Origin of the sequence: Pseudomonas sp. NPDC087804 (genome assembly GCF_044742965.1) — a bacterium.
Taxonomy (GTDB): Bacteria; Pseudomonadota; Gammaproteobacteria; order Pseudomonadales; family Pseudomonadaceae; genus Aquipseudomonas; species Aquipseudomonas rustica.
In genome coordinates this window covers 23,967-50,060 of record NZ_JBIUVN010000011.1, presented here as the reverse complement: position 1 = coordinate 50,060, position 26,094 = coordinate 23,967, and the positions used below count along the sequence as shown (strand labels likewise).

Here is a 26,094-nt window from a genome sequence, read left to right as displayed (position 1 = left end):
AGGCTGTCGATCAGGGCAACTTTGTCCGCCTTGGAAAGGGTCGGGGATGGGGTTGTCATAGCGGCTGTTCCTTGGCTCATGGGCACCAGTAAATCTCTAACGTAGGTTGCAGAAACGCGCGCACCGGCATGGCGGCGACGTCATCGGATGCCAGCGCGGCATTCAGGGTGGTCAGTTTCGACTGACCGGAAATCGACAGAATCTTGTGTTTCGCCGAAGCCAGCAGCGCACGGCTCATGGTCAAGCGCTGACGCGGCACGCTTGGCGCCAGCATCGGCCAGCAACGGCGAGTGCCATCGGCTTGCAGCGCTTCGGCCAGGTTCGGGCTGTTGGGGAACAACGACGCGGTGTGACCGTCATCGCCCATGCCCAACACCAGCACGTCAATCGGCGGCAGTTCAGCGAGCAAGCGATCAGCCTGTTCGGCCGCCTGCTCGACGTTCGCCGCAGCGCTATAAAGGCTGAGGAACTGCGCTTTCGCCGCTGGGCCTTTGAGCAGGTACTGCTTGAGCAGACCGGCATTGCTGTCGGCATGTTCAACCGGTACCCAGCGCTCGTCGGCGAGGGTCACGATGACCTTCGACCAGTCCAGTTCCTGTTTGGCCAGGTGCTGGAAAAACGCCACCGGGCTGCGACCGCCCGACACCACCAGCACCGCGTTGCCGCGTGCCGCAATGGCCTCGCTCAATTGCTTGGCGACATTCAGCGCCAGACCTTCAGCCAACAGCACCGGGCTCTTGAATTCGTGAGCGTTTACGCCCGCAGGCAGTTGCACATTAGATATCGCCATACCACGACCTCCCGTCCCGCGTGATCAATGCAATGGAGCTCATCGGCCCCCACGACCCGGCCGCGTACGGCTTGGGCGCGTCACCGGATTTTTTCCACCCGGCGATCAACTGGTCACACCATTTCCACGCGGCTTCGATTTCATCTTTACGGACAAACAGGTTCTGATTGCCGTTCATCACTTCCAGCAACAACCGCTCATAGGCATCGGGGATCCGCGCGCTACGCCAGGTGTCGGAGAAATTCAATTGCAGCGGCCCGCTGCGCAGTTGCATGCCTTTGTCCAGGCCCTGCTCTTTGGTCATCACGCGCAAGGAAATGCCTTCGTCCGGTTGCAGGCGGATGATCAGTTTGTTGCTGATCTGCAAGCGCTGCTCGGGGGCGAAAATGTAGTGCGACGGTTCCTTGAAGTGGATAACGATCTGCGACAACTTCTGCGGCATACGCTTGCCGGTGCGCAGGTAGAACGGCACGCCGGCCCAGCGCCAGTTGCGGATGTCGGCACGCAAAGCGACGAAGGTTTCGGTGTCGCTCTGGGTGTTGGAATTCGGTTCTTCGAGGTAACCCGGGACGGATTTGCCTTCGCTATGGCCGGCGATGTACTGGCCGCGCACTACTTGCGTGGTCAGACCTTCCGGACTGATCGGCGCCAGCGCCTTGAGCACTTTTACTTTTTCGTCACGGATGCTGTCGGCAGACAGGTCAGCCGGTGGATCCATGGCGATCAGGCAGAGCAGCTGCAACAGGTGATTCTGGATCATGTCGCGCAGTTGGCCGGCCTTGTCGAAGTAGCCCCAACGGCCTTCGATGCCAACCTTCTCGGCCACGGTGATTTCCACGTGGGAGATGTAATTCTGGTTCCACTGGGTTTCGAACAGGCTGTTGGCGAAACGCAGGGCGATCAGGTTCTGAACGGTTTCTTTGCCCAGATAGTGGTCGATACGGTAAGTGCGGTTCTCCGGGAAGAACTGAGCCACGGCATCGTTAACCTTGCGCGACGATTCGAGGTCGGAGCCGATCGGTTTTTCCAGCACCACGCGGGTGTTTTCTGCCAGACCGACGCTCGCCAGGTTCTCGCAGATCGCGCCGTACACCGCTGCCGGTGTGGCGAAGTAAGCAATCATGCGTTGCGTGCTGCCGGCCTGCTCGGCCAGCGCGACATAGTCTTCAGCCTTGAGGAAGTCGACGTGCAGGTAGCTCAGGCGCGCAAGAAAGCGCTCGGCCACGGCTTCGTCCAGCTCTTTGCCGACATAGCGACGCAGTTCGGCGGCGATGAACGCCAGGTGCTGCTGCTCGGTGCCGTCTTCACGGGCCAACGCGATGATGCGCGTGTCCTCGTGCAACAGATCGGCGCCATCGAGGTGATACAGGGCAGGAAACAGCTTGCGCAGGGCCAGATCGCCGAGAGCGCCGAACAAGGCAAAGGTGCACGGTTCAACCGTAATCGAAGGCATGATGTTTGTTCTTTTATCAAGTTAAGCTACAAATACCTTTTTTCAAGGCATCACTCAAGGGAAAATGTAGTAATAACCACAACATTTTCGCAAAATACAGATTCCGAGTGGTGGTCGGTCGGAGCCATCAGTAGGATAGGCCACCGTGACGGGCCACATCAAAGGCCCAATTTGCATAGATCAGCGCACCTTTGCGCTGGTGAATTAGGAATTCCATATGGACCGCGTGCGAAATTTACTGGAACAGATCCAGAGTCGCCTTGAAGACCTGAACAAGGCCGAACGCAAAGTCGCCGAGGTGATCCTGCTCAACCCACAGCAGGCCACCCGCTTCAGCATCGCCGCCCTCGCCCAGGCCGCGTCGGTGAGCGAACCGACGGTCAACCGTTTCTGCCGTTCGTTCGGCGTCAGCGGCTACCCGGAACTCAAGCTGCAATTGGCGCAGAGCCTGGCCAGTGGCGCGGCGTACGTCAGCCGCGCGGTCGAGGCCGATGACAATCCCGAGGCCTACACGCAAAAGATTTTCGGCAGCGCCATCGCCTCGCTGGACAGCGCTTGTCAGGCGCTGGATCCGAACCTGATCAGCCGCGCCGTTGACCTGTTGATTCAGGCACGGCAGATCCACTTCTTTGGTCTCGGCGCTTCGGCACCGGTGGCGCTGGATGCGCAGCACAAGTTTTTCCGTTTCAACCTGGCCGTTACCGCGCATGCTGATGTACTGATGCAGCGGATGATTGCTTCGGTGGCGCACACCGGTGAGCTGTTCGTGATCATTTCCTACACCGGGCGTACCCGTGAACTGGTGGAAGTGGCGCGCATTGCTCGCGAGAACGGGGCTTCGGTGTTGGGTTTGACGGCGGAGAATTCGCCACTGGCCAAGGCCAGTACGTTGAGCCTGAACATTCCGCTGCCGGAAGACACCGACATCTATATGCCGATGACTTCGCGGATCATTCAGTTGACCGTGCTGGATGTGTTGGCGACCGGGATGACCTTGCGGCGCGGGGTGGATTTCCAGCCGCATTTGCGCAAGATCAAAGAGAGCTTGAATGCCAGCCGGTATCCGGTTGGGGATGAATTTAATTAGGACGCTTCGCGTAAAAGATCGCAGCCTTCGGCAGCTCCTACAGGGGTTGATCGTTCCCACGCTCTGCGTGGGAATGCAGCCCGGGACGCTCCGCGTCACTGGACGCGGAGCGTCCCTTGAGGCATTCCCACGCAGAGCGTGGGAACGATCATCAAGCCGCCGCCCACGCCTGCAAACTCAAATGCGCCTTCTCCCCCGGCGCCAGGTGCAAGCTGTCCGTCCCGCCCGCCGCCGCTTCCACACAGACAAACTCCGAAATCTCATCCCACGTCACGCCCAACAACGGCCGCGCCCCGGGATGCCAGACCACTGTGTCGGCACTGTCGCCGGTATCGATGCACAACTCGCGCTGCCAGGCGTGATCCTTGAGCTGTAATTCGCCGTCATGCTGGAACACGCGCTGACACCCGCCATCCACGCGCAACTCGCCTTCCTGCTGACAGGTCTGGCGGCTCAACTGATCGTAACCCTGCGCCCCTTCGAGTCCAGACAGCGCTATCTCACCAACATCGCCAATACGCCAGTAAGCGTGCAAAGCCTGGCTCAACTGGCACGGCATATCATCCTGATGCTCGGTGCTCAGGCGCAGATCCATGCGTTCGCCAAGGTGCGCGTGCAGGTCAACCTGCCAGTCGCACAGTTGCAATTGCCAGTGCAGACGCACGCCGTCATCGCAGGTGCTGCTGTCGATCAACTTCCAGTCGAGCAGGCGCGCCCAACCATGCGACGGCCATGCGTTCTCACTCGGATGACGGCCATACCACGGCCAGCAAACCGGCACACCGCCACGGATCGCCCCGACATGCGGCCACTTTGCCGCACACCACAACCACGGTTTTTGCCCGCGCGGCTGAAAGTGCAGCAACTGCGCGCCCTGACGACTGAACACCGCCTGACACAGCGGGTGATCGATCACCAACACGTCGCGCATCTGATAGCGCTCCCAGGCGAATATCGGCTGTTCGCGCAGGGATTTGAAGAAGCGTTGTAGCGGATGCTCATGCATGGGCCACGGTCCTGAAAATCATGGGGGTACTTATCAATCCAAAAGCCTTGCACAGCACTTTGTGGCGAGGGGATTTATCCCCGATTGGCTGCGCAGCAGTCATGAAACCAGCGGATGCAGTCTGTCAGTGATATCGCGATTGCAGTGTTTGGGGCCGCTTCGCAGCCCATCGGGGCGGTGCGACGTTTCGCTAAATCCCCTCACCACAAAAAACTCTCCAGCCACAAAAATCATCAAGCAACACATCAAACCTATGTCACAAAAAAAAGCGGACAGCCTTGGCTGTCCGCAAATATGCGCACATAGAGAGGAGCTTATCGCAGACGCGTTAGAACGTAGACTGAATTTTCAGGCCAGCGACCAATGCGTTGTCCACATCATCCACACCGCCCGGGTGAGTGATGTACTGCAGGTTAGGACGTACGGTCAGCCAGTTTGTTACGTGGAAGCCGTAGTTGATTTCGTAGTTGTATTCGGTTTCACGAATCGGCGAGAACACCGGATTGTCGTAATCCGACACACCGTTGGAAACGTTCAGCAGCTCGGCGTTTTTCTTCACGTCATCGTTGACGTGGATACGTGCCGCGCCGATACCGACGTCATCCTTCGGACGCGCGTCGAACGGGCCTTTGTAGACAAACATCACCGACTGGTAGTTGTCGATGAAGTTGGTGTCTTTGTCGTGGAACGTGGCGTTGGCCGCGATGTTCAGACCGCGAGAAGCATCACCGTTGTGGCTGGTGAGTTGCTGTTGCGCCACAAACCAGTAGCCGCTTTTGCTGCTGTGGGTTTTGTAAGCGTCGCCCGTGGTAGCAGCGTCGAAACCGTTGACGTCTTCACGAACGTCGTCGGCATCGGCCGTGCTCTTGTAGTAACCGACGCGGTATTCGCCCGGCAGGCTGTTGACCTTCGGCGACCAGACCAATTCAACCGGCAGCACAGTCCCTTTGGTACCACTGCCGCTGAGTTTGAAGCCGTTGCCGTGTTCCAGCTGCGACGGGTTCTGGTTGTAAGCACCGATTTGCGCGTAGAGCTCGTCGTTGATGTTGTACTTCACGCGGATCGCGGCCTGGCTGACGGGCCAGTTGTACCAGATGTTGGTGGCCCAGTTACCCACTTGGGAACCGCAGAACGCCAGGTTCTGGAAGTCGCACGGGAAGGTGTTGAAGTCTTCGCCTTCACCGAAGTAACCGGCCTTGACGTCGAGTTTGTTGTCGAAGAACTGGTGCTGAATCCACAACTGGGTCAGACGCACCATGTGGCCACGACCATAAACTTCCTGCGAGGAGCTCAGGGTGCCGGCACGCGGATCGCCAACGCGGTCGTTGGAGATGTTGTAACCGTTACGGTTGGTCAGCTGGATCTTGGCCTGAGTGTTGTCCCAGCCCCACAGCTTTTGCAGATCGAGTGCCACGCCCAGACCGAACTGGTCAGCGTAACGCGCAGTCTTGTCGTCGTTGTAGCCACCGTTCAGGTTGCCACCGACTTCCCCAACGTAGTCAGCCTTGATGTCGATACCCTGCTCGATCAGCTTGGTACGCTCGCCACCCCAGTCGCCCGTCATCCATTTCGAATCGGAGCTGAAGGCATCCGCCGCCATGGCGTTACCGGCCAGCACCAATGCCGCCGCAGCTGATACTTGGCAGATCAACCGGGCATTGACGTGTTTCTTTTTCATCCCTACATCCTCGTCTTTATTGTTATTAACTGTTTTTATCTAACGCGGTTTACTTAAATTGCGATGGATTACAGGCAATCCGCCGCGTGCTCCTTTGTAGGAGTGAGCCCTGTGGCGAGGGGATTTATCCCCGTTGGGCTGCGTAGCAGACCCCGCTTTTATGGGGCCGCTGCGCGACCCAACGGGGATAAATCCCCTCGCCACAAAAGCCCGTTCCCACATTTGATCTTCAGCGGCCTTTGAATTGGGCCACGTTCGCAGACCGCGCATCGGTCTGTGGTTGACCGGCAGTGCCGAGGCGCTCGCCGGTGTTGGCATCGAACAACAACACTTTCGACGGATCGAATTGCAGCGTCAGGCTTTCGCCCACCTGCGGTGCCACGTCCGGCGCCAGACGGCAGCAGACTTTGGTTTCATTCAAATTGACGAATACCAGCGTGTCCGGACCGGTCGGCTCGGTGACCTGCACTTCGGCACGAATGCTGGGCAGGCCATTGCCCTCGCCGTTCGACAGAACGATCTGTTCCGGGCGCAGGCCGAGGATCACTTCGCGATCTTCAAGACCAGCATCCTGCATGCTCATCGGCAGTTCGCAACGGGCCTGGCCGCTGTCGAGCAGCGCCAGCAGACGACCGTCCTTGCGTTGCAGGCGCAGCGGAATGAAGTTCATCGGCGGCGAACCGATGAAGCTCGCGACGAACAGGTTGGCCGGGTCGTTGTAGATCTCTTTCGGCGTACCGAACTGCTGAATGATGCCGTCCTTCATCACCGCCACTTTGTCGCCCAGGGTCATTGCTTCGATCTGGTCGTGGGTCACGTAGACCGTGGTGGTTTTCAGACGCTGGTGCATCAGTTTCATTTCGGTGCGCATCTCGACGCGCAGCTTGGCGTCGAGGTTGGACAACGGTTCGTCGAACAGATAAATCTTCGGACGACGCGCCAGTGCACGGCCCATCGCCACACGCTGTTGCTGACCACCGGAGAGCTGACCCGGTTTACGGTTCAGCAAATGTTCGATCTGCAGCAGCTTGGCGACGCGAGCGACTTCTTCATCAATCGCCGCCTGAGGCATCTTGCGAATTTTCAGGCCGAATTCGATGTTCTCGCGCACGCTCATGGTCGGGTACAGCGCGTAGGACTGGAACACCATGGCGATGTCGCGATCCTTCGGGCTCATGCCACTGACGTCTTGATCACCGATCATGATCGCGCCGCCGGTGATGGTTTCCAGACCGGCGATGCAGTTCATCAACGTCGATTTGCCGCAGCCCGACGGGCCGACGAGGATCAGGAATTCGCCTTCCTTGATCGACAGTTCGATGTTCTTCAGGGTGTCCGGCAGGCCGGCACCGTAGGTCTTGTTTACGTTGCGAAGTTCGAGCGTTGCCATGATTACCCCTTGACTGCGCCGGCCGTCAGCCCGCGCACGAAATACTTGCCTGCGACCACATAGACCAGCAGGGTCGGCAGGCCGGCGATCATCGCCGCTGCCATATCAACGTTGTATTCCTTGGCGCCGGTGCTGGTGTTGACCAGGTTGTTCAGCGCCACCGTGATCGGTTGCGAATCACCGCTGGAGAACACCACACCGAACAGGAAGTCGTTCCAGATCTGGGTGAATTGCCAGATCAGGCAGACCATGATGATCGGCGTCGACATCGGCAGAATGATGCGGCGGAAAATCGTGAAGAAACCCGCGCCATCCAGACGTGCGGCTTTCACCAGCGCATCCGGAATGCTCACGTAGTAGTTACGGAAGAACAGCGTAGTAAACGCCAGACCGTAAACCACGTGGATAAACACCAGGCCGGTAGTGGTGCTCGCCAGGCCCATTTTGCCGAGGGTGAACGAGGCCGGCAGCAGCACGGTCTGGAACGGCAGGAAGCAACCGAACAACAGCAGACCGAAGAACAACTGCGAACCACGGAAGCGCCAGAACGACAGCACATAACCGTTCAACGCACCGATGGCGGTGGAGATGATCACGGCCGGAACGGTGATCTTGATCGAGTTCCAGAAGTAACCGTCAACCGTGGCCCAGGCCTTGACCCAGCCGATGCCGCTGACCACGGTCGGCCAGCTCAACAGGTTGCCGGTGCTGATGTCTTCCGGGGTCTTGAAGCTGGTCAGCAACATCACCACCAGCGGCACCAGATAAAGCAGGACAGCGAGAATCAGCACCGCGTAGATCGCGATGCGACTCAGGCTGATAGCAGGTTTGGCAGCGAGACTAGTCATTGCGCTTGGTCCTCAGCTCGGAATACAGGTAAGGCACGATGATCGCGAGGATCGCACCGAGCATCAGAATCGCACTGGCCGAGCCCATGCCCATCTGGCCGCGACTGAAGGTGAAGGAATACATGAACATCGCGGGCAGGTCGGAGGAGTAACCCGGACCACCAGCGGTCATTGCCGCGACCAGGTCGAAGCTCTTGATCGCGATGTGCGCCAGAATCATCACGGCACTGAAGAACACCGGACGCAGACTTGGCAGTACGACTTTCCAGTAGATCATCGGCATGCTCGCGCCATCGATCTGGGCGGCACGGATGATCGATTGATCAACGCCACGCAGGCCGGCGAGGAACATCGCCATGATGAAGCCCGAGGCTTGCCAGACAGCAGCGATCACCAGGCAATACACCACGCGATCAGGGTCGATCAGCCAGTCGAGACGGAAGCCTTCCCAGCCCCAGTCACGCAACAATTTGTCCAGGCCCATGCCCGGGTTGAGCAGCCATTTCCACGCGGTACCGGTCACGATCATCGAGAGCGCCATCGGGTACAGGTAAATGGTGCGGATAAAGCCTTCGCGACGGATGCGCTGGTCGAGGAACACCGCCAGCAACACGCCGATCACCAAGGTGATGCCGATGAACATGCCGCCGAACACCGCGAGGTTTTTGCTCGCGACCCACCAGCGATCGTTATCGAACAACCGCGCGTATTGCGCCAGACCGGCCCACTTGTAGTTGGGCAGGAAGGTCGAGGTGGTGAACGACAGCACGAACGTCCACAGGATGTAGCCATAGAAGCCCACCAGAACGATGAACATGCTCGGCGCCAGCACCAGTTTTGGTAGCCAGCGCTGCAATGCATCGAACGGCGAGGCCTTGCTGAACACAGCAACAGAACTCATGGGGAAATCCAGTACGAGAGAAAAGGACTACATGGGCAACTCGCCCCCTTGTAGGAGTGAGCCTGCTCGCGATTGCGGTGAGTCAGTTGATAAATCTGTTACCTGACCAACTGCTATCGCGAGCAGGCTCACTCCTACAGGGGCCAAGCATTACTTGGCGGACTTGATCGCTGCGCCGAGTTTCTTGGCGGTGTCGGCCGGGTCGGCTTTCGGGTCGTTGATGTAGTTGGTCACGACATCAAAGAACGCGCCTTGCACGGCCAGCGTGGTCGCCATGTTGTGCGCCATGCTTGGTTGCAGGCCGCCGGATTTGGCGTCAGCCAGGAAGTCTTTGGCAGCGGTCTGTGCGCAGGAATCGAAGCCCAGCGCTTCCATGTTGTTCAACATGTCGTTGCGAACCGGGATCGAGCCTTTGTTGATGCTGAAGACTTTCTGGAAGTTTTCACCCAACACGACTTTGGCGATGTCTTTCTGACCGGCCGCAGTGCCTGCGTCTTTCTGCTTGAACACAGCCAGCGAGTCGATGTTGTAGGTGAACGCTTTGTCGGTGCCCGGGAAGGCTACGCACTCGTAATCCTTGCCGGCGATTTTCTTGGCGGCAGTCCATTCGGACTTGGCCCAGTCACCCATGATCTGCATGCCGGCCTTGCCGTTGATGACTTTGGCCGCTTCCAGGTTCCAGTCCTGACCTTTGCCGTCGACGTCCATGTAGGTCGCGACTTTCTTCAGCTCGGTCAGTGCCTTGACCATCTCCGGACCGGTCAGCGCGCCGTTGTCCAGATCAACCAGGGCTTTCTTGTAACCATCGACACCCATGACCGAAAGCACCACGGCTTCGAACACGGTGCTGTCCTGCCAAGGCTGACCGCCGTGAGCCAGCGGAATGAAGCCCGCAGCCTTCAGCTTGTCGCCCGCAGCGTAGAATTCTTCGAGGGTGGTCGGGTTCTTGGTGATGCCGGCTTTCTTGAAGACTTCCGGGTTGATCCACAGCCAGTTCACGCGGTGAATGTTCACCGGCACGGCCACGTAATCACCGTCGTACTTCACGGTATCGGAGACTTTCTTGTCGAGCAGGCTGTCCCACTTTTCCGACTTGGCGACGTCTTTCAGCACGTCGGTGTCGAGCAGGCCGGTCGATGCCCATTCCTGGATGTCCGGGCCTTTGATCTGAGCAACGCCAGGCGGGTTGCCGGCAACGGCACGGCTTTTCAACACGGTCATGGCAGTGGCACCGCCACCACCGGCGACAGCGCCGTCTTTCCAGGTGAAACCGTCTTTTTCGACTTGAGCCTTGAGCACATCAACAGCGGCTTTTTCGCCACCGGACGTCCACCAGTGCACGACTTCGACCGAACCTTTGGATTCGGCAGCAGAAACACTGAGAGGCAGAATTGCGAGCGGGAACAGGGAGGCGACAGAAATGACAGTAGCGAGGCGAGAAATCGCATTCATCTGAGATGTACCTTTCTTGTTGTTATGCATGCAAGTCTGGTGCTTGCGCTGCACAGGAGTTTAAACAGGGCGATTCCCTTCGCAGGTAACGAAGGGACGCGCGAATGTCACCGTATGGTTACACAGGAATCTCTTGAGACAACTGCGCCAAAGCAGTCGCCATGCTCGGTGACAAGGGTAGACGAGGGATCAGCACCGCTTGCCAGGCGTGATACAGATCGGGTTTGCCCGCCCAGATATCGGCACTTGGGACGTTTTGCGGGTTGAGTTCGTGGTGCCAACTGCCGTCGCAACGATCGATGAAATGCGTTTCGCAGAATTCCCAGAACAGCCGGTACCAGGTTTCGTATTGCTCATCGCCGGTGCGTTTGAGCAAGGCGCTGGCGGCGGCGCTGGCTTCGGCGTGCGTCCAGTGCAAGCGATGACGGACGACGGCTTTGTTGTGCCAGTCGAGGGTGTAAACGATGCCCGGCAAACCATCGACGTTCCAGCCGTTGCGGCAATTGTTCTCGAAAAGTTTCTGCGCATCGGTCGCCAGCCAACCGGGCGTGAGCATGCCGGCCTGCACCCGCGCCGCTTCGAGGTGCAGCAACAGCCGCGCCCACTCGAAACCGTGGCCCGGCGTGGTGCCGTAAGGGCGAAAACCGTCAGCAGGATTGTCGTGGTTGTATTCACGCAGCGGTTGCCAGTCGCGATCGAAGTGTTCGATGACCATGTAACCGTTGCCGGCAGCGTGAGCGTGGATCACCCGCTCGACGATGCGTTGCGCACGCACCAGCCAGCGCGGGTCTTCAGTGACATCGGCCAGCGCGAGGAACGCTTCGGTCGCGTGCATGTTGCTGTTGGCGCCGCGATAGGCTTCTTCTTCGCTCCAGTCGCGATTGAAGAATTCGCGCATGGCGCCCTCTTCTTCGCTCCAGAAATACGTGTCGATGATGTCGATCGCATCATCCAGCAACGCTTGCGCGCCGGGGCGTTTGGCGGCCACAGCAGAGCTGGCGGCCAGCGCGACGAAGGCATGCAGATAGGCGTTTTTGCCGGTGTTGTCGTCGCGGTGTTCGGCGACGGCGAACCAGCCACCGTGCAACGCATCACGCAACGGCCCGCGCAGTGCGGCGATGCCGTGATCGACCAGTTCAGCGAAACCCGGCAAGCCCTGAATATGGGCCATGGCGAAGCTGTGGGTCATGCGCGCGGTATTCATGGTTTCGGCTTGCGCGTTCGCTGGCAGGCGGCCGCGTTCGTCGAGGTTGCCGAAACCTTGCGGGAGTTTTGCAGCCTTGGCGAAATCCAGCAGACGCAGGCCTTCAGCGGCGAGCCATTGCTGGTGGGCAGGGGCGTTCAGCCAACTGCTGAAGCCGGGTTGGAAGCGATCCATGGGTGGCCTTTTTTGTTGTTATGACTGCGGGGAGTCTAAACAACGGGCCGGGGCGGGCTTGTAACGAAGGGGGCGGGTTTTGTCACCAGCCAGTGACATTTGTGTTGTCAGGTCGGACGCCTTCGCGAGCAAGCCCGCTCCCACATTCGACCGCATTCTTCCCGATGGAACGCGGTCACTTGTGGGAGCGGGCTTGCTCGCGAAGAACGATAACGCGGTCTACCTAGTCAGCACTGCGCGGCAATTGCAGGGTCACCCGCAACCCACCCTCACGCAAATTCTGCAACGTCACTTCGCCGCCATGGCTATGAGCAATATTGCGCGCAATACCCAACCCCAGCCCATAACCCTGCTGCTGCCCCGCCAACCGGAAGTGCGGCTCGAACACCTGCTCCAGCCGCTGCTCCGGCACGCCAGGGCCTTCATCATCAACGTGCAAGACAAACGCGCTGTCATCGTCATCGATGTGCAGATGCGCGTTCTGCCCGTACTTCAACGCGTTGTCGATCAAGTTGCCAATGCAGCGCTTCAGCGCCAACGGCTTGCCCGAATACGCCGCCAGTGCCCGGCCCTGTTGGGTCACGCGGCCATTGCCGTTTGGCGCCAGATACGGCTCGACCAGACAGTCGAGCACATGATTGAGATCGACCGGTTCAATGTTCTCGTGGATGTCGGTGTCTTTCACGCATTGCAGCGCGCCTTTGACCAGCAACTCCAACTCGTCGAGATCGCGGCCGAACTTGGCTTGCAGTTGCTCGTCTTCAAGCAACTCCACGCGCAAACGCAATCGCGTGATCGGTGTGCGCAGGTCATGGGAAATAGCACTGAACAACTGGCTGCGTTCGGTCAGGTAGCGGCTGATGCGTTCGCGCATGCTGTTGAACGCGCGCCCTACTTCCACCACTTCACTGCCGCCGCCCTCCGCCACCGGCTCAACGTCGGCACCCAGCGACATGTCCCGCGCCGCACGTGCCAGACGCTTGAGCGGGCGGCTCTGCCAGTGCACCAGCACGCCGATGAACAACAACAAAAAGCCACTGGTGAGGACGATGAACCACACCTGTTGCGACGGCAGGCCTTGTTCTTCAAGACTGGTGTACGGCTCGGGCAGCAACGAGGCGATGTACAGCCATTCGCCCGGCGCCATCTGGATTTGCGTGACCAGAACCGGCGGATTGACCGGCTCGAGGGTCAACGCGTAATGCGCCCACGAGCGTGGCAATTCATCGAGTTTCAGCCCGGCATTGAAGATTCGTAGATCTTCGGGGCTGACAAAGGTCACCGAAATATCGGTGTCATGGCCGAGGGTCTGGCGCAGCACTTCGTCGACCGCTTTCATCACTGCGGCTTTACGCGGGGTGACCGGCAAAACGTCCATGCCCAGCGGTTTGTCATTGAGCGTCACGACAAATCGGGTGCCGCCCATGCTGCGCAATTGGTCGAGCACCAACGGACGATAAGCCACCGGCAACGAGCGGAAATAACTGACGCTGGCGGTCATCGAATGGGCGAGGCTGCGGGCGCTGGTGACCAGGCCTTCGAGCTGGGTGGCGCGCAGTTGCGAGACCCAGATCACGCTGGACAACGTCTGCGCGAACAGCACGGCGAGCAAGGTCAGCAGCAACATCCGCCCGAGCAGCGAGCGCGGTACCGGCACCTGGGCGGCGAGTTTACGCAGCGACTCAGTGACCATTGCCGGCAACCACATTGGCTGCCAATTGGTAACCGCTGCCGCGCACGGTGCGGATCAGTCGCGGCGGTTTTTCCGTATCGCGCAGGCGTTGGCGCAAGCGGCTGACGGCCATGTCGACGATGCGATCGAGCGGCATCAGGTCGCGGCCACGGGTGGCGTTGCCGATGGTGTCGCGGTCGAGGATTTCCTGCGGATGATCGAGGAACAGTTTCAGCAGGGCGAAGTCGGCGCCGGAGAGAATCACTTCTTCGCCGTCGGTGTGAAAGAGGCGATGGCTGACCATGTCCAGCCGCCATTCATCGAACGCCAGGACTTCGCTGCCGTTACGTTCCTGACCGAATTGCGCGCGGCGCAGCAGGGCTTTGATCCGCGCTTGCAGTTCGCGCGGGCTGAAGGGTTTGCCGAGGTAGTCGTCAGCGCCGAGTTCGAGTCCGATCACGCGATCGGCTTCGTCGGAACTGGCGGTGAGCATGATGATCGGCACCTGCGCCTGACGCGGATGCTGACGCACCCAGCGGCACAGGCTGAAGCCGTCTTCGTCGGGCAGCATGACATCGAGGATCACCAGATCACTCGGCGCCTCGTTGAGTGCCTGGCGGAAACTGGCGCCATCGGCCGTGGCACGTACCTGAAACCCGGCGCGGGTCAGGTAGGTTTCCAGCAACTCGCGTATTTCCTGGTCGTCATCGACCAACAATATCGACTTGTTGACTGAGCTCACTTCGAAGGCATCCTTGTTGTTGGAATTGGGGCGGATTATGCCTTAAGCATCGAACTTACAAACACCACAGAACCACTGTGAAAGATAAACCTGTGGCGAGGGGATTTATCCCCGATGGGTTGCGCAGCAGCCCTTTTTTTTTTTGGGGCCGCTGCGCGACCCATCGGGGATAAATCCCCTCGCCACAGATAAATCCCCTCGCCACAAAGGTTCACTCTTGAAGCTGGATTGCACTTCAGGTTGGGCTGGATTGCTCGAGGGCCACACCCGCGCCCATCAGGCCGGAATACGGCGCTGTCACCAGCCACACCGGTATGCCTTTGAAATAATCACTCATGCAGCCCTTATCCGCAAAGCTGCGGGCAAAACCGCTTTCGAGGAAGAAATCGGCAAACCGTGGAATCACGCCGCCAACGATAAACACCCCGCCACGCCCACCCGTGGTCAGCACGTTATTGCCGGCGACACGGCCGAGCCAACAGCAGAACTGCTCGAGCACTTCCAGCGCAATCGGATCACCCGCCAGACCGGCCGCGGTAATCGCTTCCGGCGTATCGAGTGTCGGCTCATGGCCATCGACCGCGCAGATCGCCCGGTAAACCCGTGGCAAACCGCCGCCGCTCAACGCCGTCTCGGCACTGACATGGCCGATTTCGTTATGGATGTGCTGCCACAATTGCGTTTCACGCGGGCTGCTCAGCGGCAGATCGACGTGACCGCCCTCGCCCGGCAGCGCCGCAAAACGGCCTTCGCCCAAATCGAGCAAAGTGCCCACGCCAAGGCCAGTGCCCGGGCCGATCACCACCGCCGGGCGCAACGGCTCCGGCGTGCCTTCGCAGACCACGCGAAATTCGCCCGGCTGCAAACGGGTCATGCCCAGCGCCATTGCCGAGAAGTCGTTGACCAGCAACAACTGCTCGACCTGCAAGGTTTTGCAGAACGCCGTGCGGCTCAGGCGCCAGTGATTGTTGGTGAATTTGAATTCATCACCGCTGACCGGACCGGCCACCGACAGGCACACCGAACCGATCGAACCCGGCGCCAGACCGAGCCCGCTCAGGTAGAGGCTGATCGCCTCTTCCGGGCTGGCGTGGTCGGCGGTGGCCAAGACCTGAACCGATTCCAGTTGCTGATCTTTCCACAACGCAAACCGTGCGTTGGTGCCTCCGATGTCACCGACCAAAGCCAGTTTCAATTAAGCGTCTCCAGGGCAGAAGTGAAGGCGCTGGCGCCCTGCTCTGCCGAGCTGAAAGCCATGCGCATAAAGCCGAACAGTTCGCGACCGCTGCCGATGTTGTTGCCCAACAGGCCTTTGGCGGGTTCGCGTGCTGCAAATTCTGCGGCGTCGACTTTAAGTTCCAAAGTGCCTTTGACGCCATCGACGCGGATGATATCGCCCTCTTGCACGCGTGCCAAAGCGCCGCCGACATAAGCTTCGGGGCTGACGTGAATCGCCGCCGGGATTTTCCCCGAGGCGCCGGACATGCGCCCGTCAGTTACCAGCGCGACTTTGAAGCCGCGATCCTGCAGCACACCGAGGAACGGCGTCATCTTGTGCAACTCGGGCATGCCGTTGGAGCGCGGGCCCTGGAAGCGCATCACGGCGACAAAATCTTTTTCCAGCAGACCGGCCTTGAACGCGTCAGCCAGATCCTGTTGATCCTGGAACACCATCGCCGGTGCTTCGACGATCTGGTTTTCCAGCGCCACCGCAGACACCTTCATCACACCGCGCCCGAGGTTGCCTTCCATCACGCGCAAACCGCCTTCCTGCGAGAACGCACGCGCGACCGGGCGCAGGATGTTTTCGTCGAGGCTGTCGACCGGCCCTTCGCGCCAGACCAGTTCACCGTTATCGAGGAAGGGTTCTTTGGTGTACTTGCTCAAGCCGTGGCCGAGCACCGTGTTGACGTCTTCGTGCAACAGACCGGCGCCGAGCAGTTCGCGGATCAGGAACGACATGCCGCCCGCCGCCTGGAAGTGGTTGATGTCGGCTTTGCCGTTCGGGTAGACGTGGCTCAGGGTCGGCACGACTTCGGAGAGGTCGGCCATGTCCTGCCAGGTCAGTTGAATGCCCGCCGCCATGGCGATGGCCGGCATGTGCAGGGTGTGGTTGGTCGAACCGCCGGTGGCGTGCAGCGCCACAATCGAGTTGACCAGCGACTTCTCGTCGACGATTTCGCCGATAGGCATGAAGTTGCCGTTTTGTTTGGTCAGGCGCGTCACCTGGTGCGCGGCTTCGCGGGTCAGCGCGTCACGCAGCGGCGTGTTCGGGTTGACGAAAGAGGCGCCCGGCAAGTGCAGACCCATGACTTCCATCAGCAACTGGTTGGTGTTGGCGGTGCCGTAGAACGTGCAGGTGCCCGGGCTGTGGTAGGACTTCATCTCCGATTCCAGCAGCTCTTCGCGGGTCGCTTTGCCTTCGGCGTACTTCTGGCGCACGTCGGCTTTTTCCTTGTTGGAAATCCCCGAAACCATCGGCCCGCCCGGCACGAAAATCGTCGGCAGGTGGCCGAAACGCAGCGAACCCATCATCAGGCCCGGCACGATCTTGTCGCAGATGCCGAGCATCAGCGCGCCGTCGAACATGTTGTGCGACAGCGCTACCGCTGTAGACATGGCGATCACTTCGCGGCTCGGCAGGCTCAGTTCCATGCCCGGCTCGCCTTGGGTCACGCCGTCGCACATCGCCGGAGTACCGCCGGCGAACTGGCCGACCGAGCCGATTTCGCGCAGGGCGTTTTTGATCTGTTCCGGGAACACTTCGTACGGCTGGTGCGCCGAGAGCATGTCGTTATAAGACGAAACAATGGCGATGTTCGCCGAGTTCATCATCCGCAGGCTGTGCTTGTCTTCGCTGCCGCAACCGGCCACGCCATGGGCGAAGTTGGCGCATTGCAGCTTGCCGCGCATCGGCCCGTCAGTGGCGGCGCCGCGAATCAGTGCAAGGTAAGCCTGACGCGTGGCGCGGCTGCGGGCGATAAGCCGTTCGGTGACCTCAAGAACGCGGGGATGCATGTGTAGAACTCCAGGCTAACGGATGTGGCGACCTGATTGTCTATGCTGATCAAACGCCGTTGTTGTTGGAATGACAGACGGCTTTTTTGATCATTCGGACCAGTTGATTCAGGTCACTCGTTGTAGATAAAACAAAATATTGCCATTAAAAAGGCTTGTTTTCTATTTTTATGCGAATAATCTTGTAATTCCAACAACAAAACGACGGCGGCGCTGTTCCATGACTCTACGAATCGCAATCAATGGTTTTGGCCGCATCGGCCGTAATGTCCTGCGCGCACTGTATACCCAAGGCTATCGACAGGATTTGCAGATCGTCGCCATCAACGATCTGGGCGACAGCTCGATCAACGCCCATCTGCTCAAATACGACACCGTTCACGGCACGTTCGACGCGCAAGTCGAGCATGACAACGAGAGTCTGACCGTCAACGGCGACCGCATTGCGGTCAGCGCGATTCGCAATCCGGCCGACCTGCCCTGGGCCGCGGAAAAGATTGATGTGGTGTTTGAATGCACCGGTCTCTTTACCGACCGCGCCAAAGCGGCTGCGCATATTACTGCCGGCGCGCGCAAAGTGATCATCTCGGCCCCGGCCAAAGGCGCCGACGCCACCGTCGTTTATGGTGTGAACCACGACATTCTGCGCCAGTCGCACCAGATCATCTCCAACGCTTCGTGCACCACCAACTGCCTGGCGCCAGTGGCGCAGGTGCTGCACCGTGAGCTGGGCATCGAAAGTGGTTTGATGACCACCATTCACGCCTACACCAACGATCAGAACCTCACCGACGTCTATCACACCGACCCGTACCGCGCGCGTTCGGCCACGCAAAACATGATCCCGAGCAAGACCGGCGCTGCTGAAGCGGTCGGCCTGGTGCTGCCGGAACTGGCCGGCAAACTGACCGGCATGGCCGTGCGGGTGCCGGTGATCAATGTCTCGCTGGTGGATTTGACCGTGCAATTGAAGCGCGAAGCCTCGGCGGATGAGGTCAACGCGCTGCTCAAGGCTGCGAGCCAGCATTCGAAGATTTTGGGTTACAACACGTTGCCGCTGGTTTCCAGCGACTTCAACCACAACCCACTGTCGTCGATTTTCGACGCCAACCACACCAAATCCAGCGGCAAACTGCTGAAAGTGCTGGCCTGGTACGACAACGAGTGGGGCTTCTCCAACCGCATGCTGGATAACTGCCTGGCGCTGTGTAACGCCGAGTAAATCCCGTATACCCCTTGTAGGAGTGAGCCTGCTCGCGATTGCAATCTGTCAGTCACAGATGTTGTGGCTGATCAACCGCTATCGCGAGCAGGCTCACTCCTACAAGGTTTTGTGTTGCATTTAAAATCAGGACTTGACCATTCGCATAGATGATAAGCATTATCATTCGCTCGAAATGGATCAGGTTCCCCCGTGAGTCAATCGCGCTTCAACCACGTCTTCCTCACCCAGCGTATGTCCCTGCTGCGGACGCTGGAACGGATGGTCAACAATCACAGCACCGCTGAAGACCTGCTGCAGGAAACCTACCTGCGCGTGACGCGGGCGTTGAGCGAGCGGGCCATCGATCACCTCGAGCCCTTTGTCTTCCAGACCGCGCGCAATCTGGCGCTGGATCATTTGCGTGCGCGCAAGCTGCACTCACGGACGATGGTCGATGATGTGCCGCAAGACGTCGTGCACAGCATCGCCGCCCCCGCCAGCAGCGCCGAAGACGCCGCCCACGCCGAACAAATGCTAGAGCGATTGAACGTGAGCCTCAGCGAACTCAGCTCGCGTCAGCAGCAGATTTTCATCCTCAGCCGTTTGCACGGCAACAGCTACCAGGAAATCGCGGACGAACTGAGCGTCTCCCTGAGTACCGTGCAGAAAGAATTGAAACTGATCATGTCCATTTGCATCGGCGTCGCCGAACGGCATAACAGCAGCGGCGAGTTATAAGCTTCAAGCGGCAAGCTGAAAACTCAAAGTTCACACCGAATGAGCTTTAGCTTGCAGCTTGTCGCTTGAAACTCGAAACTTGCTTTGAAAAAGCCCGAGGAAACACCGTGACGGACACCCACCGCTCGCCTTCGCCTGATTCGGCGCGGGACGCTGCAGACGCAATGGACCAGGCGCTGGACTGGCTCATCGTGCTCGGCAGCCCGGACGAGGAGCAGACCCGGCAGTTCCATGCCTGGCTGGCGGCTGATCCGTTGAATGCCGAAGCGTTCGCCAAGGCGCAGGCGATCTGGGATGGCCCGCAAGTCATTCAGTGCGCGCAAAGCCTTGCGGCGAAACCGGCCAAGGTCACCTTTCTCAAGCGGTTGCGCCCGCACTGGAAACCGTTGGCCACTGCTGCTGTGCTGATTCTTGGTCTGTTCAGTTTCAGCAACCTGCCGATGCGCATGCAAGCCGATCATTTGACGGTGGTTGGCGAGCGTCAGCGCCTGCAACTGGAGGACGGTTCGAAAGTCCTGCTCAACACCAATTCCGCGTTCTCCAGCACGATCAATGATCAGCAGCGCGTCGCGCGGCTGTATCAGGGCGAGGCGTATTTCGAGATCGCCGGCAGCCGCACTCAGCCCTTGGAAATCGATGCTGGCCCGGTCAAAGCCAGTGTGCGCGACACCGAATTCGCCGTGCGTTATCTCGATGGCGTCGCGCAGGTCAACGTCCAGCGTGGCGATGTCGATCTGCGCGCGACCCACAACGATGCCCGCGTGCGCCTGTCGGCCGGGGAAAGTATCCGCATCGGCCCTAATGGCTTCGACCGCCCGTCCAAACTCGACGCCGCGACCGATCTGGCCTGGGTGCAGGGCCGACTGGTGTTCGAGAACTGTCCGCTCAACCAAGTGCTGGCCGAGCTGCGCCGCTACTATCCGGGCTGGATCATCAATACCAACGAGCAGTTGGCCGAGGTCGCCGTGACCGGTAATTATCGCCTCGATCAACCGCTCGACGTGGTGCGCTCTCTCGCCCACATCACCTCCGCGCGCTTGCAGGAATTTCCGGCGCTGGTGATCTTGAACTAAATGAGAATTATTTTTACTCGATAGCTGAAGCCCGTTCGTCTCGTTATAGCCAATGCAATTGATTCGCATCACGATGCCAATCAGCACCTATAAAGATTCGTGCGACACGGAGCGCTATCGATGTCCTCACGCCTTACCCGTCAGACTTCCCCTTCCCGCGTATTGTCGCTGCTGACCGCTGCCATTCTCATGGCCGGCACCGCACCGCTGATGGCTGCCACCGAGCAACCGGCGCGCAACATGGGCGATTACGTGTTCTCCATCAACCAGCAACCGCTGGTGTCGGCGCTCAATGCCTTCACCTCTGTGACCGGTTGGCAGGTCGGCTTGCCGGCGGAACTGGGTCAGGGCGTATCGTCGCCGGGCGTGCGCGGTTCGCTGCCGCCGGAGAAAGCGCTGGAGCGGCTGTTGGTGGGGACCAATTTGAGCTTCCGCAAGCTGAGCAACAACAATGTGGTGCTGGAAAAGCGCAACAGCAGCGGCACCCTGAACCTTGATCAGGTGACCATCAGCGCCACGCGTCAGGAACAGTCGGTCAACAGCGTGCCGGCCACCGTCAGCGTGCAGACCCGCGAAGATCTCGATCGCAACAACGTCAACTCGATCAAGGATCTGGTGCGGTACGAGCCGGGCGTTTCGGTGGGCGGTGCCGGTCAACGTGCCGGCATCACCGGCTACAACATCCGTGGTATCGATGGCGACCGCGTGCTGACTCAGGTCGACGGCGTGCAAGTGCCGGACAGTTTTTTCAACGGTCCGTACGCGCAGACCAACCGCAATTACGTCGACCCGGAAATCGTCAAACGCGTCGAAATTCTCCGTGGCCCGGCCTCTGTGCTGTACGGCAGCAATGCGATTGGCGGCGCCGTCAGCTACTACACCCTCGATCCGGACGACATCATCAAGCCTGGTCAGGACGTCGGCGCACGGCTGAAAACCGGTTACAGCTCGGCCGATGACAGCTGGCTGACCTCCGGTACCGTTGCTGGCCGCACCGGCGACTTCGACGGTTTGCTGCACCTGAGCCAGCGCAACGGTCACGAAACCGAATCCTACGGCGAAACCGGTGGCACCGGCCTGAACCGCACCGAGGCCAACCCGGAAGACGTGCGCACCACCAACGTGCTGGCCAAACTCGGCTGGAACTACGCTGACGACGCGCGCTTCGGCCTGACCTACGAACACTATAAAGATGATCGCGACACCAACCAGTTGAGCGCCGTCGGCGGCCCGTTCAACGCTGGACGCGGTTTCGGTTTCTATAAGTCGCGCACCGGCAACGACACCGTTACCCGCGAGCGTTTTGGTCTGGAACACCGCTTCGCGCTGGACACTGTGCTGGCCGACAACATCAAGTGGTCGCTCAACTATCAGATCGCCAAAACCGATCAGAGCACCCAGGAAATCTACGCGCCGTCGCGCACTGTGCTGCGCAACCGCGACACCAATTACAAAGATCGCCAGTGGGTATTCGATGCGCAGGCTGACAAGTCGTTTGCCATCGCCGACACCGATCACACCATCACCTACGGCACGACCATCAAGCAGGACAAGGTCACCGGTCTGCGCACCGGCTCCGGCACTTGCCTGACCGTCGCCGGCGCCTGCCGCGTGATCGGGGCGCCAAGCGCGGCCGACACCTTGACACCGGCCAGCGACTTCCCGGATCCGACCATCAACAGCTACAGCCTGTTTGCCCAGGATCAGATCAGCTGGGGCAACTGGACGTTCCTGCCGGGCGCGCGTTACGACTACACCGAACTCAAGCCGCACATCACCGATGAGTTCCTCGCCACTGCCGACCAGAGCGGTAACGGTCAGGTCAGCGACGAGAAGAAAACCTGGCATCGTCTGTCGCCGAAGTTCGGTACGACTTACAGCTTCAACGATAACTACACCTGGTACGGTCAATACGCCGAAGGCTTCCGCACCCCGACCGCCAAGGCTTTGTATGGTCGCTTTGAAAACCTCGCGGGCGGCTACCAGGTCGCGCCGAACCCGGATCTTGAACCGGAAAAAAGCAAAAGCTATGAAACCGGTCTGCGTGGCCAGTTTGAAGCGGGCACCTTCGACGTTGCGGTGTTCTACAACAAGTACCGTGATTTCATCGACGAGAACGCCATCACTCCCGGCTACACCGAGACCACGTTCCAGAGCAACAACATCAAACACGCCACCATCAAAGGCGTGGAGCTTAAAGGTCGCTTGAACCTCGATACCTTCGGCGCACCGACCGGCCTCTACACCCAAGGCTCGATGGCGTACCTGTATGGCCGCAACGACGACAGCGGTGAGCCGCTGAACAGCATCAATCCGCTGACCGGCGTGTTCGGCCTCGGTTATGACCAGGACAAATACGGCGCGCTGCTGAGCTGGACGCTGGTCAAGCGCAAGGATCGTGTCGACAGCACCATGTTCAAAACACCGGACGGCACCAGCACCCAGTTCAAGACCCCGGGTTATGGCGTGCTCGATCTGGCGGGCTTCTACAAAGTCACCGACGACGTGACCGTCAACGCCGGTCTCTACAACCTGACCGACAAGAAATACTGGCAGTGGGATGACGTGCGCGGTTACGACAGCGTTGGCGAAGCCTCGGTCACGCAACCGGCCAACCTCGATCGCCTGACCCAACCGGGCCGCAACTTCGCGATCAATCTGGTTTGGGACATCTGATCCCGCCGACCTCACTGCGCGTGTTCAAGCACCGCGCAGTGAGGTTTTTTTACGCTCAGGCGTCTGCTTGTTCGTCTCGTTAGCAAGCGCCTCTCTTTCTCAAGGATTTCCCATGACAGCTCAAGACACCGAACAACGCCCTGCCCTGCGTTCGCAACGCTTGAACCAGATCACCAACGAGCCGCACACCAAGCTCGATGCCCTGGTGAAGGCTCACGCGCCGTTCGAGACCCGCGCCAACTTCGCTCGTTTCGTGGTCGCGCAGTACCTGTTCCAGTCGGAGCTGGTCGACCTCTACAACAGCGCCGAACTGACCGCCATCGTCCCTGACCTGCCGGCCCGCTGCCGCGCTGAAGCGGCCAAGGCTGACCTCGCCGATCTCGACACCGAAGTCCCGGCACCGGTCGCTGGCGCGGTGAAAAACCCGAGCAAGGCACGGGCACTGGGCTGGATCTTTGTGTCCGAAGGTTCGAAGCTCGGCGCTGCGTTCCTGATCAAACGCGCCGTGGCCCTGGAACTGAGCGAAACCTTCGGCGCCCGTCACCTCGGTGAGCCAGAAGGTGGCCGTGCCGAAGGCTGGAAGAGCTTCGTGCGCACCCTGGATTCGCTGGAATTCAGCGCTGAAGAAGAAGCCGAAGTGGAGCAAGGCGCGATCGACGCGTTCAACCGCTTCACCGTGTTGCTGGAACAGGCTTACGCCACCGAGGCAGAACTGGCCTGATAGCAACACAATCTCCCCTGTAGGAGCTGCCGAAGGCTGCGATCTTTTGATGTTGTTTTCAGGATCAAAAGATCGCAGCGTTCCGCAGCTCCTACAAGGGCCCGCGTAAATCTGTAAGATCCCGATCCCGCTTCAGAAGCATCCCGCCGAGCCCATGCCGCAACCAGCCTCCTCCAAACTCGCCCGCGTGCTGTTCGGCCTTCTGGCCTACGTCAGCCTCGGCATCGGCCTGATCGCCATTGTCGTGCCCGGCCTGCCAACCACCGAGTTCATCCTCCTCGCCGCCTGGGCCGCCACCCGCAGTTCGCCGCGCCTGAGTGCCTGGCTGGAAAACCATCGCCTGTTCGGGCCGATTCTGAGCAACTGGCGCAACGGCAAAATCATCGCGCGCAAAGCCAAAGTCAGCGCGACGGTAAGCATGTTGCTGTGCGCGACGTTGATGCTGGTGATGCTCGATCACGGCTGGCCGATCTATCTGGCGATTGCCGGGATGGGGTTGGGGAATCTGTGGATCTGGTCGCGCCCGGAATCGATTCCTGTTTAAGCCACACCGAGTTTCTGTGTGAAGAACTTTTGTGGCGAGGGGATTCTGTGGCGAGGGGATTTATCCCCGATTGGCTGCGAAGCAGCCACAGTCCAGAAACCCTGATTTTTCAGACAGAACCCATTCTCAGGTTTTGGGCCTGCTTCGCAGGCCATCGGGGATAAATCCCCTCACCACAATTGCCCTCCCAAACACGCAGACACTTCCCTGAAATTGTTCTGATTTCCAGCACTTTCCCCTGCGCAAACGTTTAGCGCTGACCGTTCGTCGGCGCGCGCCTCATGCCTTCTCGCCCCGCGCCGATGAGCATTCATGGCGCTGAATGGATTTGGCGAACCGGGTAGTCCATACCCGCAAGCCACCCGTTTATCCATTCGCGAGATCGCCCCATGTTCGACTCTCTGTCCATCCGCCTGAAAATCGTCCTGCTCTCCGGTCTGTGCCTGCTCGGTGTGGTCGCGCTGATTGTTGGCATGAACATCTACCAGACCAACCAGAACGATGAACTGGTCAGCAACTCCAGCAACCAGCTGCTCACCGCCAGTGTGCAAAACCTGCTGCAAGCCAAAGCCGCCGAACAAGCGGTGCGGGTGCAGAAAACCTTTGGCGAAAGCTTGTTGGTGATTACCGCGCTGGCGGATCAGATCAAAGACATGCGCGTGATGGCCGCCAAGCGTTCGCTGGACGCCGGCGCCCTGCGCGAAGAGTTGAACCAGAGCCTGAAAACCGCCTTCGAGCGCAACGATAAAGTGCTCGGCATCTGGCTCGCCTTCGAACCCAACGGCCTCGACGGCAAGGACAGCGAGTTCGCCAACGACGCCGCGCGCCAGTCCAACGAAGCCGGACGTTTCGCGACCTATTGGAGCCGCGCGGCCGGCGCCTCGCTGAACACGATCATGGTCGAAGAAGACCTGACCAAAACTACCCTCAGCGTCAGCGGCACGCCGTACAACAGCTGGTACACCTGCCCTCGCGACAACAAACGCACCTGCTTGCTCGACCCGTACGCCGACACCGTGGGCAATAAGGAAATGCTCATGACGACCATTTCCGTACCGTTGATTGTCGACGGCAAAGCGATCGGCGTGGTCGGCGTCGACATCGCCCTCGACGCGCTGCAAGCAGCCGCCGTCGAGTCGCAACGCAACCTCTTCAACAACGCCGGGCACATGCTCATCGTCTCCGGCAGCGGCGTGCTCGGCGCCGACAGTTCGGACGCGGCCAAGGTCGGCAAAAAGATCAACGACACCCTCGGCGCCAATGGCCAGGACGTACTGCAACTGCTCGCCTCCGGCACACCGAAAATCCTCGAACAGGGCGACCTGATCCGAGCGGTTTACCCGGTCGACCCGATTGGCAACTCGCGTGCGTGGGGCGTGGTCATCGACCTGCCGAAACAAGTGCTACTGGCCGACTCGGTCAAGCTGCAAGCGGTGCTCGATGATGCCCAGGAAACCGGCGTGCTCACCGCGCTGTTGGTGGCTGTGGTGGCTGGTGTGGTTGGCCTGCTGCTGATCTGGCTGACCGCGTCTGGCGTTACCCGTCCGATCAACAGCGTCGCCGAGATGCTGAAGAACATCGCCAGCGGCGAAGGTGATCTGACCCAGCGTCTGAACTACAGCAAAAAAGATGAACTGGGCGAACTGGTGAACTGGTTCAACCGTTTCCTCGACAAGCTGCAACCGACCATCGCGCAGATCAAACAGAGCATCACCGAAGCGCG

General features: G+C 59.6%; 20 protein-coding genes and 1 pseudogene. 8 read left to right on the top strand and 13 right to left on the bottom strand.

The window, feature by feature from the left end; all coding sequences use genetic code 11:
• Positions 1 to 76 precede the first annotated feature (76 nt).
• Positions 77 to 790 (bottom strand): 6-phosphogluconolactonase, encoded by a 714-nt coding sequence (pgl, locus tag ACIOMO_RS16105; protein ID WP_159812809.1) that lies wholly within the window; start codon positions 788 to 790, stop codon positions 77 to 79.
• The gene (zwf, locus tag ACIOMO_RS16100) at positions 777 to 2,243 is read right to left on the bottom strand and encodes a glucose-6-phosphate dehydrogenase (protein WP_053123011.1); all 1,467 of its coding nucleotides are present in this window, start codon (positions 2,241 to 2,243) and stop codon (positions 777 to 779) included. The genes pgl and zwf overlap by 14 nt, the downstream gene beginning before the upstream one ends.
• A gap of 226 nt (positions 2,244 to 2,469) precedes the next feature.
• Here zwf and ACIOMO_RS16095 point away from each other — a divergent pair, with 226 nt between their 5' ends.
• Positions 2,470 to 3,330, top strand: a complete 861-nt coding sequence (locus ACIOMO_RS16095) for a MurR/RpiR family transcriptional regulator (RefSeq protein WP_171057240.1) — start codon at positions 2,470 to 2,472, stop codon at positions 3,328 to 3,330.
• A 151-nt stretch (positions 3,331 to 3,481) separates the two neighbouring features.
• Here the strand turns inward: ACIOMO_RS16095 and ACIOMO_RS16090 are convergent, their stop codons facing one another.
• The 11 genes from ACIOMO_RS16090 to edd form a co-directional block, all read right to left on the bottom strand.
• Positions 3,482 to 4,336 (bottom strand): D-hexose-6-phosphate mutarotase, encoded by an 855-nt coding sequence (locus ACIOMO_RS16090; protein WP_400649627.1) that lies wholly within the window; start codon positions 4,334 to 4,336, stop codon positions 3,482 to 3,484.
• A gap of 328 nt (positions 4,337 to 4,664) precedes the next feature.
• Positions 4,665 to 6,014, bottom strand: a complete 1,350-nt coding sequence (locus ACIOMO_RS16085; RefSeq protein WP_053123015.1) for a carbohydrate porin — start codon at positions 6,012 to 6,014, stop codon at positions 4,665 to 4,667.
• A 229-nt stretch (positions 6,015 to 6,243) separates the two neighbouring features.
• On the bottom strand, positions 6,244 to 7,404 hold the full coding sequence (locus ACIOMO_RS16080) for an ABC transporter ATP-binding protein (RefSeq protein WP_053123017.1): 1,161 nt from the start codon (positions 7,402 to 7,404) through the stop codon (positions 6,244 to 6,246).
• A gap of 2 nt (positions 7,405 to 7,406) precedes the next feature.
• Positions 7,407 to 8,252, bottom strand: a complete 846-nt coding sequence (locus ACIOMO_RS16075) for a carbohydrate ABC transporter permease (protein WP_007917872.1) — start codon at positions 8,250 to 8,252, stop codon at positions 7,407 to 7,409.
• Positions 8,245 to 9,153, bottom strand: coding sequence for a carbohydrate ABC transporter permease (locus ACIOMO_RS16070; RefSeq protein WP_008082808.1), 909 nt, complete (start codon positions 9,151 to 9,153; stop codon positions 8,245 to 8,247). The genes ACIOMO_RS16075 and ACIOMO_RS16070 overlap by 8 nt, the downstream gene beginning before the upstream one ends.
• A gap of 150 nt (positions 9,154 to 9,303) precedes the next feature.
• A complete protein-coding gene (locus tag ACIOMO_RS16065; RefSeq protein WP_053123019.1) occupies positions 9,304 to 10,605 on the bottom strand; it encodes an ABC transporter substrate-binding protein in 1,302 nt (433 codons plus the stop codon).
• A gap of 118 nt (positions 10,606 to 10,723) precedes the next feature.
• Positions 10,724 to 11,983, bottom strand: a complete 1,260-nt coding sequence (locus ACIOMO_RS16060; protein WP_401241969.1) for an AGE family epimerase/isomerase — start codon at positions 11,981 to 11,983, stop codon at positions 10,724 to 10,726.
• 223 nt (positions 11,984 to 12,206) lie between these two features.
• Positions 12,207 to 13,676 (bottom strand): ATP-binding protein, encoded by a 1,470-nt coding sequence (locus ACIOMO_RS16055; protein WP_212548882.1) that lies wholly within the window; start codon positions 13,674 to 13,676, stop codon positions 12,207 to 12,209.
• A complete protein-coding gene (locus ACIOMO_RS16050; RefSeq protein WP_008082801.1) occupies positions 13,666 to 14,397 on the bottom strand; it encodes a response regulator in 732 nt (243 codons plus the stop codon). The genes ACIOMO_RS16055 and ACIOMO_RS16050 overlap by 11 nt, the downstream gene beginning before the upstream one ends.
• Positions 14,398 to 14,632: 235 nt before the next feature.
• Positions 14,633 to 15,592 (bottom strand): glucokinase, encoded by a 960-nt coding sequence (locus tag ACIOMO_RS16045; protein ID WP_401241965.1) that lies wholly within the window; start codon positions 15,590 to 15,592, stop codon positions 14,633 to 14,635.
• Positions 15,589 to 17,415 (bottom strand): phosphogluconate dehydratase, encoded by a 1,827-nt coding sequence (edd, locus tag ACIOMO_RS16040; protein ID WP_053123026.1) that lies wholly within the window; start codon positions 17,413 to 17,415, stop codon positions 15,589 to 15,591. Before edd ends, ACIOMO_RS16045 begins: the two co-directional genes overlap by 4 nt.
• A gap of 220 nt (positions 17,416 to 17,635) precedes the next feature.
• Between edd and gap the strand changes: the two genes are divergently transcribed.
• The 7 genes and pseudogenes from gap to ACIOMO_RS16005 form a co-directional block, all read left to right on the top strand.
• Positions 17,636 to 18,637, top strand: a complete 1,002-nt coding sequence (gene gap, locus ACIOMO_RS16035; protein WP_053123028.1) for a type I glyceraldehyde-3-phosphate dehydrogenase — start codon at positions 17,636 to 17,638, stop codon at positions 18,635 to 18,637.
• Positions 18,638 to 18,829: 192 nt separating this feature from the next.
• The gene (locus ACIOMO_RS16030) at positions 18,830 to 19,357 is read left to right on the top strand and encodes an RNA polymerase sigma factor (RefSeq protein ID WP_401241962.1); all 528 of its coding nucleotides are present in this window, start codon (positions 18,830 to 18,832) and stop codon (positions 19,355 to 19,357) included.
• A 107-nt stretch (positions 19,358 to 19,464) separates the two neighbouring features.
• The gene (locus tag ACIOMO_RS16025; protein WP_401241959.1) at positions 19,465 to 20,430 is read left to right on the top strand and encodes a FecR family protein; all 966 of its coding nucleotides are present in this window, start codon (positions 19,465 to 19,467) and stop codon (positions 20,428 to 20,430) included.
• A 120-nt stretch (positions 20,431 to 20,550) separates the two neighbouring features.
• Entirely contained in the window at positions 20,551 to 23,106 is a 2,556-nt protein-coding gene (locus tag ACIOMO_RS16020; protein ID WP_401241956.1) for a TonB-dependent receptor, read from the top strand.
• 112 nt (positions 23,107 to 23,218) lie between these two features.
• On the top strand, positions 23,219 to 23,827 hold the full coding sequence (locus tag ACIOMO_RS16015; protein WP_282355403.1) for a biliverdin-producing heme oxygenase: 609 nt from the start codon (positions 23,219 to 23,221) through the stop codon (positions 23,825 to 23,827).
• Between the two features lie 154 nt (positions 23,828 to 23,981).
• Positions 23,982 to 24,371 (top strand): YbaN family protein, encoded by a 390-nt coding sequence (locus ACIOMO_RS16010; protein ID WP_159812519.1) that lies wholly within the window; start codon positions 23,982 to 23,984, stop codon positions 24,369 to 24,371.
• A 389-nt stretch (positions 24,372 to 24,760) separates the two neighbouring features.
• Positions 24,761 to 25,993 (top strand): annotated as a pseudogene (locus ACIOMO_RS16005) (cache domain-containing protein); the annotation flags it as partial.
• Positions 25,994 to 26,094 lie beyond the last annotated feature (101 nt).